We start from the raw sequence: 11,414 nt of genomic DNA, 5'->3' as shown, positions 1-11,414 counted from the left end.
ACTTCTAGTTTTTTTGCTTTATTCTCTGTACGTGAAGCTTGCGAATCTCCGCATCGGTTATGTTGGCCTGAAGCAAATGCTCATAAATCGTTTGTATTTGCGCCGGAGAGATAGAAGGTTCAGGAGTTCCTGTTTTTAAACTGATCAGCTTCCTAGAGATAAACTCACTTAGTTCCACATCATAGACAACCAGTTCGTCTGAGTGGATTTTCCGAAGCTCCGGATCAATACTGAACCGACATCTCATCGTAAATGAAACTATAGAGATAAATTTCACTGTAGCTTTACCTTGTATCAGGCTCTCGATAGCCTTAATATGTCCATAGTTTTGCTTCAGCGGATTATACAGCTTGTAACGGTTGCTCACTGACCATTGTTGATCCGTTCGCCCACCTTTAATTTCTCCATTGTAGTTTTTCGTCTCAATGACAAATATGCAATACGGGGAGATAACGATGTGATCAATCTGGGTGTAACCTGTTCGAGACTTGGGATTAGGGAGCATTAGATCGCTTAACGATTTACACTCCTTAGGTAGCTGGTCGAGTTGAATATTGATTTTATGCTCACCTAACTCTCCAATTCGTGTGGAAGCAACCTTCGGTTTCGACTTGGGAGTTTGTGACTTACGCACTGCCTGTGGTGGCTTAGTGTCGGATTTTTTAAAGAGAGACAATAGCGCTTTAAACATAGCAAAACCTCATCTGATATAGATTTACAATATGTATGGTTATTCGACAATATGGGAAGGTTTACCTTTATTCAGATTATGAATGGAAGTTTGCTCACTTTTTGGATGAACAGCATCGAAAAAAACAAAAATTCCAAACATATATACAAAAAAAGACTATCGCATGGACAGTCCGAAAATAAAGTATGCGTTTATCCCCTATGGTTCCGATCCCTATGTGCTTTTCCGGCAGCAACAGGGCATGTCTTAGTCCGTGAGAACTGAAGGGGCATTAAAGGCATTTGCAAGCTGCATGCCATCCTTTAGTCCTTGTAGATATAGACGTTCATAAAGAATGGCTTGCTTCAATTGAAGCTTATCCTCCCAGTACTCAAACTCTGGCATACCTGCAATGTCCATGGAGTCAAACAACGCTTGAAAAGCTTTGCGCTCTTCTTCAAAAACATGCCTAGGCTCGGATTGATGTTCAATCTGTGCGGTCACCTCATCCAATCGACCTTGAATCGTCTGTAAAAACCATGCAGGAAAGCTCAACATATCCCCTCCAAGATAGAAACTCAAACGAAATGATGCTGCATGTCCGTTTTTTTCTTGGTACATCCGATTAATGAGTTCGTCAACCTTACGACTCTGAGCCTGAACCGCTTCATTGCTGCTTAACGGAATTCCCTGCTCCAGTGATTTCTGTCCGAGTACATTCAGCTTTCGCTTTTCCTCCTCATATTTGCGCTTCAGATGTTGCATTGCACCCCCACCTTCCTGGAAAAGCTATGTCTATAGACGATGTGCAGAGACTTTAATGCGTTTATCGGTTTATTTTATTTTAGTTCGATATTCGCATTAAAACAACCTTTACCTCGCATACAATTTGGTTAAATTGTGAGGTGACACGGAAATGAGACATCGAAAAGAGCCCCCAGGTGACAAAAACATCATAGGGACCCGAGTTATAGCTATTCGAAAAGCTAAGCAAATGAAGCAAAAAGACTTCCTCGCCAAGTTGCAAACTTTCGGTTTAGACATCAGCCCAACCAGTTTATCTCGATTGGAAGGTCAACATAGACTTGTGCAGGATTATGAGGTGGTTGCCATTGCGAAAGCGCTGGATACTTCTGTTGGGGAGTTGCTGGGGGAGAGTGAGTGAGAGATAACTCTGTGAAAAAGAAGTCTAATTTAATGTAGGTCGGCAATTTATGCTGATTTCTCCAAACAAAAACAATGTCCATTTCAATTATAATAATAGCAAGATTAAAATCCGTTACCTACTACATCACTAAACCTTAACAAAATTCAGAATCCGGTAAAAGTAACAGCGACTTAAAAAGGAGAAGAATTAAAACAAATCGAGCAGTTCATCTTTTAAAGTAAATGACATGATTATTTAACTTCTATAAAAGTTGAATTCCTTTCCCATCATCTTAATAGAACACCTCTAACATCCTATTTATAAGAGGAATTTCAACATTGATTCTCAAGAGAATCTCCAACATCGCAACGTACTCCAGATGACTTGAGTGTCTGTCACTGTAATTAAAGCCGTAAGAAGAGCGTGGCGGTAAACTTGTAATAAATGTTTACCTAACCATCCGCTTGAACTTCAATCTTATCAATAAAACTTGCACCGTCTCATTAGTCAGTTCATCTAACCTCATGAACTGCTTGAGTTCTTTCTTCAATCAAACGGCACTTCCCCCTGTTCTACTACTTGCCTGTAAAGACTGAAAGCCTTCTAATGTGGTAATAATTTTTGCTTCGTGTTTTAAATCTGGTTTTTCCATAACAAAACCGCCCAATTTATACTTAAAATTAAGTATAAATTTTCTTCTTATATGAAAAATAGCCCCTCATTTGAGGAGCTATAACACCGATGCAATTCAATCATTTGTAGTGAATAGCACATATGTGTTGGGTAGAGTGCTATTTGATCTGCCATAATTAACAAACTTCTCTCAATGAACTTTTGGTGTTGACATCTTTATTTATTGGCCATGACATTTTTTGAATTTCTTACCGCTACCACAAGGACAGGGTTGATTTCTACCAACTTTTTCTCCTAAATAGCTCCCTTTAGATTTACTTAAAGCAGCAAAGTCAAAAGGGTTTTCATTCAATACAAAATCCTGAAACGCTAGATGAGGGTCATCCTCATTAATAATAACGTTTTGTCTTGGAACTTCAGTCAACTTACTCATTAATCCCTCTATTGTTATAGGGCATTTTAAATAACTGATAAGGTCTTCTATCTTAGGCTCACCAATCCATAGATTCTGCTGACTAATTACTTCTCGTGACCCTGCTTCTACTTTAATCTCTTCCACTTTCGGATCTAAAAAGAACTTAAGAAATGACGAAACATCCGTTATGTATACACCTGATTCTATTCTTCCCGTAAAATCAAAAATATTAGTACAAACTATTTTTATTACATCGTCCGCTACAATTGGTGATTTAGGTAAGGGAATATTCATATACTCCTGAACTTTGTCCCATTGCTTGATTAGTATGTTAGCTCTTCGATTAACTTGGGTGACACCATAAAGAATGTCATCTTCTCTTTGCTTAATCTCTTTTGAAGAAAAGGGATGATTCAAACATTTTAACTCAATCAATACAACCTTATTCTTAAAGGTAGCTATCAAATCATACTCCACTTCTCTACCATCGTATGCCTCAAACTTAACTTTTGAGGTGTTGACAGAAAAATGAGGCGTTAGACTTAAAACTTCTTTTATTTCTTTTTCGAGTTCAGTACCCTTAGCCGAAATATTAATATCCCAGTGTGAAAGATGTCTTCCAACAATCCGATTCATATTCATTTGTATGATTAAGTAGGGCGTAAAGATAATTCGCTCATCCCCAATGTATATCAAAGGCTGTGAGAAAATATCTAACAAAGGCTTTGGACTAAACACGAACAATTCAATTATCTTCTTTGCCTTTTCTTCACTCAATCCGGATAATTCGGCAAAATGGGATTCTAACTCCTTTAATTCAAATATTGGAGTTAAGTATGTAAAGTCATCATCTGCAAAAAGAGAATGTGAGTTTGTTCGATATACAAACGCTAATGACATTAAGTATTTAAAACCCTCGTATAATTCACTCAAACTAATATTTCTATCTTGTCCAATTATTACGTGATCAACGAGTGAGCCTAAATCTTCATTTAATTGTCGCTTCGATACATTCAGAGCAACTTCAATCACCTGCTCTCCAAGTTGAAAAACTTCCCTCTCTAATTTGAAAACAGATGAAGGCGATGATAAGGAGAAGTTAGATTTTTGTTCAATTTTTTTAATACTATGCGACATTTTTTCAAAGTCATTTCTTTTAGAATAATTAATATAATCCCTATACTTATATCTTTGAACAGCAACTCTTTCTTTTTTATAGTCATCAGTATTTGGTGCACTGTAATAACGAGCATATACTTCTTTATCAATTTCATATCGTGTAAAATTCCACTCCCTAAACTTTACTTTAGACCACAATTCATCTAAATAGCCTCTGTGTAAGGCTAGATACATTATTTCTTGAAGACTCGGTATACCATAGGGAGAAATATCCTGATAAGACTTAGTATCCTGATTTTCAATTTTCCCAGTAGCCTTGAAGTGGAGTAGTCTTATCAATGTATCCATAATTTCTAAATTCGCTTCCATAACATCAGCAACAGAAACCTGTTTTTCTGTCTCAGGTAATTCATGTTCCATACCTGTTAAATAACCTTGACTTTTAATTTTACTACTCATTTTCTTATTAGCATAAATAGATTGGCTTTCAATAAAGGTACACAGCATTTGAATTTGTTTAGTAAAGGGGTATTTCAAAAAATCGTTTTTAAATAACCTGCCTTCATTACTTTTTGCCGCCCTGTGAATGTCATTTATAGTACTTACAATTTTAATAAAAGTGTTCTTGAAATCAGTAGAAAATTCCCCATCTCCATTTTCAAAACCTCTCTCTACTAATCTGCAAGCCTTAAAGAAAAACTCCAATTCTTCTTTTCTAAACTTCCTACTTAAGGGGTCGGTTAAACATCCACTAAGCATAAAGTTCCTATAAAACTTTTTACTATCGAAAATAAAAAGACCAATAATCTGTTTTACACTCGATTCCAAATCTTGATCGCTAATACATTTTTTTAATTCTTCATAAGTGAATTCGCTCATTATATTGCATTCCTTTCAAGGATATATCTAAAAATATAGTTTTTTAACCAAATTTTATAATTTTAACTTATTTTATTAAGCAATCAAATAAAAATCCCCCACATTTTAGGAAGGTTCTAATCACCGATGTACTTGTATTTAATTGTTCCTTCCTTATAAGTAGTGAACAGCACTCCACATGTGTCGTGGGTACTGTGTAAACAAATCTTATACTATATACCCCATCAAATGAAAAGCCAGACTACAAAAATTGCGGTCTGGCACTTATTTTTATAACCACTCTAAGTTTCGGAGTAATATGAAATTTAACATTACCCAATAATCCTAACCGCATTCTCTTTAATCTGTGTAACCATCTCTACAAGTCTTCGCTGCTTCGTCCCGTCAAACAGCTTGATGAAGCTCTGCGGCTTGTCAAAAGGCGGCTTAATCAGTTCAGATACATTATCGATATAGCCGTTCTGGACAATATAATCAATTACCTTTTTAACAAATACAATTTGCCCCTGACTTAGCGACTGATCATTGATAAATTCCGAAAAAGCAGCCGTTGCCGCCTCGTATTCCAGCTTGGCAATTTTGCGCACCAGCAAGCCAAACGGGGTGTCCTTGAATTCTCGCTGATAATCCTCTGCTGTGCCTAGTTCACCTGTAAAGATTTTCTCCAAGGCTTCATAGTCCAGCGCCGTTAACGGAATATTATTGCGGAGCTTGTGGATCACAAGATTATCCCGGTTCTTCTCAATATAGCGATTGACCTTTAGCTTATAATCCTCAAAGGTATAGGCCTCATACATCCCTTTTCCCTCGTGGACTTCAAGAACCTCATCGGCGAGGTTGGTATAAATCGGATTCCTGCCGCCTTCATCCACGATAAATTTAATGAGACTGCGTAGCTCCGTACGTACTTTTTCAAAATTCAATATATTAGCGCTATCCCAGAATTCGTCCGTCCCTATAGTTTGAATAAGCGTTAGTTTTTCTCTAACCTGCGGTATGGTTGCACGCTGCAATAGGGTTTTAGCTACCTCTATCAGTTGCTTCTTACTCTTCTTGTATTGTGGCGATTCCTCAACCTGTGCAAGCATTAAACCATATATCAAATTATCAAAACGTTTGGCATGCTCATCTACATCATCCATATAGACAATAGGTGCAAGGTATTTAATCAGATTAGATTGATCCTGCTCCAGCAAGCAGACAAAAGCCGCATTATGTTTATACTTCTCTATGTATTGCAGCTGCATTTTTACAGATACTAATTCCGTATTAAGGGCTTGAATTTGTCCAATTACTATTTCTATCAAATCAGCACGAATCAATTGATAGGGTTCATCTATAAAAACAGACTGCTGCATATGATGAATTAATCGGACCCGCTTGGCAAAAATAGCTTCGGACAAGCTGTAGGCTTCATTCCCCTGCAATCCCTCCTTATGTTGACGGAAGAACTCAAAGTTGCCCAAATAATCAAAAATAACAAAAAGTGTCTTGTCCTCTCCCTCTCCAAACAGATCATTACGAAGCCTTGTCCCCCGGCCAATCATCTGCCAGAACTTAGTTTTGGAACGAATCCGTTTGAAGAACACCAGATTGACGATTTCCGGCACATCTATACCTGTATCCAGCATATCTACCGTTACGGCGATATAAGGACTTTTATTGGGTATTTTGAAATCATCAATCAAGCTTTGCGTGTAATTATCCCCCGATACAATTCGCTGGGAAAAATCACCCTTATACTGAGGGTATAGTTTATTAAATCGATCTACGATGTACTGTGCGTGTTGTTTGGTTTGCGCAAAAATAATCGTTTTTCCCAGTCGGTCTCCACCTGATACTTTGATCCCCTGGGTCATTAAATCCTCCAGTACTCGATCCACGGTTGCCTGATTAAAAATAAATTCGTTGATTGCTGGAGAGGGAATAAATTCAGGCATCTCGCCATCATCATCTGTGAAATCCTCTTCGTATCGCGCCTTGTCATCCTCGGAAAGAGTCTCATAAGTGATGCCCTGCTCCAGAAACTTCGTCGTAACTTCAATATTATGATATGGCACCAGAACGTGGTCTACCTCAACAGCCGTCTCGTAAGGATAAGCATAGGTCGGTACACCGCTCTCCATCTCGAAGAAATCATACGTATTACGATCTACTTCCGTCTTGGGAGTTGCTGTCAGCCCCACGATAATGCCATCAAAATATTCAAAAATGGTACGGAATTTCTTAAATATACTCCGGTGTGCCTCATCCACAATAATTAAATCGAAATGGGCGGGAGTGAATAAACGCTTGCCATCATCGCTCTTAGCCCTATCAATCGAATTCAGCATCGTTGGATAAGTGGAAAAAACAATACGAGCCGTCTTGTCATCCTTATTGCTAAGCAGATTACAAAGAGACATATCCGGCAGATAGTTCTTAAAATCGTCCTTCGCTTGTTTGACCAAGGCTTTTCTGTCGGCCAGAAATAGGATGTTGGTCACGTACCCTCCACGGGATAACACATCAGTTAAACTGGAGGCTGTTCTTGTCTTCCCGGTGCCAGTCGCCATAACCAGCAAAGATCGTCTATGACCTGTCCCAATATTCTCGCATACCGCACGAATCGCTTCCTTCTGGTAGTAGCGGTCTGTGATCTTATCATCAATAACCACTTCATCCAAAACCTTGCGTTCCTTCCGCCGATTCATCAGCTTCTGCAGATCTGACTTGGAGAATACGCCGCTCACCTTACGCTGTGGAGAAGTAATGTCATCCCACAGATTGGTCTCGAATCCGTTGGTCGTGAATATCATAGGTCGTCTGCCAGTCATTTGCTCCAGACAATCTGCATACAGTTTGGCTTGATGAGTTCCTACCTTTGGGTCTTTTGAGGTGCGCTTAGCTTCAATGATTGCCAGAGGCAAGCCATCCTTGCCATAAAGAACATAGTCGGCATATCCTTTGCCTTCATTATTAGGCATCCCGTACAGTTCTACTTCTTCCCTTACATCATCGCCGATTGTCCAGCCAAGTAGCTTCAGGTCTACATCTATGTATTTTTTACGCGTGCGGAACTCCGAAATATCCTCTGGGGTAAAATGGCGCTCTTCTTGGTGCTGCTCTTTATCTGCGGTGAGCTTGTCACTCATCGCCGCGATCTGAGCACGTAGAGCTTCAATCTCAGATTCTTTTTGCTCGATTAAGCTGTCTTTCTCTTTGATCCTGGCTTTATCCAGAATTACCTTCTCTACAGGGATATTACTCTCTGCGAAATGGCGCTCTTCATAATTAGTACCATAGCAATAATCAATCCACTGCACGAATTCAAATAAAGCGGCTAGTGACAACACTGCATCACTGCTACTGATCGCCTTATCCGTATGTACCGCAAGGTTCCCCAGCTTGATAATATAGGAAAGCTTGCCCCAAGTCTGGTTGTCCATTGCGAATTTAAAAGTTGGTTCATGAATCAACGCCTGCAAATTGTCCTTATACGGCATGGTAATGGTGTTATCAGCAGCGTAAACCCATTTCACAGCAAGCTCAAAAGCCTTGCGGCTACCTACCGCCGCCATTGCCGGAGAGGTGGCAAGCACCCTCTCCGCCTCAATGGAAGCTGTAGCAAATAACTTATATTCCGTTTGTCCCTGTAAGAATTCAAAGTTAGCAGGCATTGGATTCACCTCACGGGTAGAATGTGGTGGAGATTAATTGAGTAAGAGAAAATGACTAGACTAGGCTAAGCTAAAGCTCGTTATTCGAAATACTCGCTCATTAGGCTATCGAAGAGGTACTGCGTTTCGTCTATCGCCTGTTTAACGAGGGATTTTTGTTCTTCGATTTTGGTGATGATGTTAGCGAATTGAGTTTGGAGTTCAATGGGGGGAAATATTATTTCAAAGTTTTTTACTATCGACAGATTAAGATTCTGTTGATTTCCTCCCCGACCTAATCCCCTCAAATCTTCATATTTCATTTGTAGAAAGCGAAATAAAAACTCAGTAATGTATCCCTGGTTCGGTAGAATGGCAGCACAAGCTTGATTGGTAGCCGCTTCAATTTTTAATATACCAGCTTGTCCACGAGTTTTACCTTGGCCATACATCGCTACTAATATAGTATTTTCAGGGAACAATTTGCAATTTGTTTCTTTTATAGCTTTTTCTGAAATCTTTTCTTGCGCACTAAAAATGTAGCCTTTAGAAATTTCACTGGTTTTGACCCAGGGCACAGAGCCTTCAATATAATATTCTATGTTATTACGGCTTGGGGTTGAGCCAGTTTCCACTTTAGCAATATCCAATATTTTAATTTTATTCCAACCCATTTTATTCCTTACCGGATCCCCAAACATAACATAAAAGGTAGATTTGATTAGATTGTCCAGCTCAGCAAGTTGCTGTTTACGCATGGCAAGCAGTTCTGCGGCGGTGTCTAATGTTTTTGCAATTTTCTTTTGTATTTCGAGCGGTGGGAGTGGTATAAAAAAGTTTCGAATGTTGCTTAATGAAATAAACTTTTGAGTCCCACCTCTATTTTCTTTTTCAATATACTTTCTGAAAATATCACTGGAAAGAACATAATATATATATTTGTTTAGCACATTATTTCTAATGAATTTTACTAGTGCCACATTTTTAATTGCAAAATCAAATGTCTTTCGAACAACTACTGGATTGCCAATAGTACCAATCATAGGCATGATAATATCTCCATCATCCACACCTGATCGAACTATTATTTTATTATAGTCTTCTTTGGATATATAATTTACATTTGTAATATCAATGTATCCATTAGCTACATTCTTAGATGTTACTAACGGGTATCCATGATCAACATACTTCGGAGAGTCATGAGTTCCATCACGGACATCACACACTTCACCTAACTTAATCATTTCCCACTTACTCACCCAGCAGCCCCCTCAATTCCTCCATCTTGGAGACAATATCAAGGTTCAACTCATCTAATCGAGCCATAATTACTTCTGCCTTGTCATACTCTACCTTTTCATACACAACTTCTTTATATTTATTAATAGATAAATCATAGTCATTTGCTTCAATTGCAGACTTGTCCACTAGGAAGCTTGGCTCTGTCGACTGGCGGTTTGCTTCTCCTTCAAGATTATGATAACGGGCAATGATATCCGGGATATCGTTAGCCTCGACTGGTGAGCGTTTATCATCCAGAGAATAGCCATCTGCTTTCATATCATAAAACCAGACTTTATCCGTACCACCAGCACCTGTCTTGGTAAACAACAGAATCGCCGTGCTAACTCCTGCATACGGTTTGAACACTCCGCTTGGCATGGAGATCACCGCTTGAAGCTGATGATTCACTACCAGCTCTTTACGAAGTGATTTATGCGCCTTGGTCGAACCAAACAGAACGCCGTCCGGAACGATACAAGCGCAGCGTCCACCTTTACGGAGAATTCGCAGGAAGAGAGCTACGAATAACAGCTCTGTCTTTTTGGTATCCGTAACTGTTCTAAGGTTATCGTTAATACTCTCAGCATCCACGGTTCCGGTAAACGGAGGATTGGCGAGTACAATATCATAGGCAGATGCCGTATTATTTTGTCTGGAAACACTGTCCACGTAATCAATGTTCGGCTGGCTAATGGAATGGAGCATCAGATTCATTGCAGACAGGCGAAGCATCGTTCTGTCGGTATCAAACCCAGAGAACATCTCACCTGCGAAATGCTCCCACTGCTCGCTGGTCATCTCAGCCTCGTATTTTTCACGAATATATTCGGCAGAAGAGACAAGAAAGCCCGCTGTACCGCAAGCCGGGTCAACGATCTTATCATTAGGTGTGGGCGCAAGCAGATGGACCATCAAGTCGCGAATATGCTTGGGTGTTCTGAACTGACCGTTTTGTCCTGCCGAAGCCAGCTTGCCTAGCATGTACTCGTAAAGATCACCCTGCATATCCAGGTTCTTAATATCATGTTCATACAGCTCATCAAGACCTGTGATCATCTTTTGCAATACTTGCGGTGTTGGAACTAGGAACATTGCATCCTGCATATAACGCGAGAAGGCCGTCATGTTCGTTCCATTCATTGCTTTGATAAAAGGGAATACCTTTGTGCCGACAATATCATAAATGATCCGGGCATCTTTGGTTTTGAATTTACTCCAGCGCAGTTCTTGCCCCTCTTCGTCCGGGGGGAAAATCTTCGGCATGGCTTCACCGCTTAAGGCTTCAAAACTCTCATTCTCCAATTCCTTCTCATCGAGGGAACGAATAAACATTAAATAGGTAAGCTGTTCAATAACCGTTAAAGGATTACTGATACCACCCGCCCATATATCAGACCATATTTTATCAACCTTATTGCGAACTTCTCCTGTTAGCATCCATATTGCTCCATTCTATTCCATAATCATTCTTTATTCGTTTATACTTCCTATATTATACACCTATCTCCTCAATCAAAGAACCTAGAATCCCATACTTACACTGCCCTTATTCAGACACAGCGGTTGTCCAAGGATAGACCAGAACATAGGCGAGCTAACCACAAAAAAAAGCGGATTCAGCCCTAT

General features: G+C 39.5%; 7 protein-coding genes. 1 reads left to right on the top strand and 6 read right to left on the bottom strand.

The window, feature by feature from the left end; translation table 11 throughout:
* Positions 1 to 4: 4 nt before the first annotated feature.
* Positions 5 to 691 (bottom strand): nuclease-related domain-containing protein, encoded by a 687-nt coding sequence (locus R50345_RS03345; RefSeq protein WP_042124095.1) that lies wholly within the window; start codon positions 689 to 691, stop codon positions 5 to 7.
* Positions 692 to 937: 246 nt separating this feature from the next.
* Entirely contained in the window at positions 938 to 1,435 is a 498-nt protein-coding gene (locus R50345_RS03340) for a hypothetical protein (RefSeq protein ID WP_042124093.1), read from the bottom strand.
* A 151-nt stretch (positions 1,436 to 1,586) separates the two neighbouring features.
* Here R50345_RS03340 and R50345_RS03335 point away from each other — a divergent pair, with 151 nt between their 5' ends.
* On the top strand, positions 1,587 to 1,835 hold the full coding sequence (locus R50345_RS03335; RefSeq protein WP_042124091.1) for a helix-turn-helix domain-containing protein: 249 nt from the start codon (positions 1,587 to 1,589) through the stop codon (positions 1,833 to 1,835).
* 835 nt (positions 1,836 to 2,670) lie between these two features.
* Here R50345_RS03335 and R50345_RS31570 read toward each other — a convergent pair.
* From R50345_RS31570 to R50345_RS03315, 4 genes are all read right to left on the bottom strand, one after another.
* Positions 2,671 to 4,863: a YecA family protein gene (locus tag R50345_RS31570; RefSeq protein ID WP_042124088.1), complete on the bottom strand. Its 2,193-nt coding sequence runs from the start codon at positions 4,861 to 4,863 to the stop codon at positions 2,671 to 2,673.
* A 311-nt stretch (positions 4,864 to 5,174) separates the two neighbouring features.
* On the bottom strand, positions 5,175 to 8,522 hold the full coding sequence (locus R50345_RS03325) for a DEAD/DEAH box helicase family protein (protein WP_042124086.1): 3,348 nt from the start codon (positions 8,520 to 8,522) through the stop codon (positions 5,175 to 5,177).
* Between the two features lie 80 nt (positions 8,523 to 8,602).
* A complete protein-coding gene (locus R50345_RS03320) occupies positions 8,603 to 9,763 on the bottom strand; it encodes a restriction endonuclease subunit S (RefSeq protein ID WP_052414448.1) in 1,161 nt (386 codons plus the stop codon).
* Complete coding sequence (locus R50345_RS03315) at positions 9,756 to 11,225, bottom strand: type I restriction-modification system subunit M (protein ID WP_042124085.1); 1,470 nt, start codon at positions 11,223 to 11,225, stop codon at positions 9,756 to 9,758. Before R50345_RS03315 ends, R50345_RS03320 begins: the two co-directional genes overlap by 8 nt.
* Positions 11,226 to 11,414: the final 189 nt, after the last annotated feature.

Origin of the sequence: Paenibacillus sp. FSL R5-0345, from assembly GCF_000758585.1 — a bacterium.
Taxonomy (GTDB): domain Bacteria; phylum Bacillota; class Bacilli; order Paenibacillales; family Paenibacillaceae; genus Paenibacillus_AQ.
The sequence above is the reverse complement of the archived record's forward strand: the minus strand, read 5'-3'. Positions and strand labels throughout refer to the sequence as shown.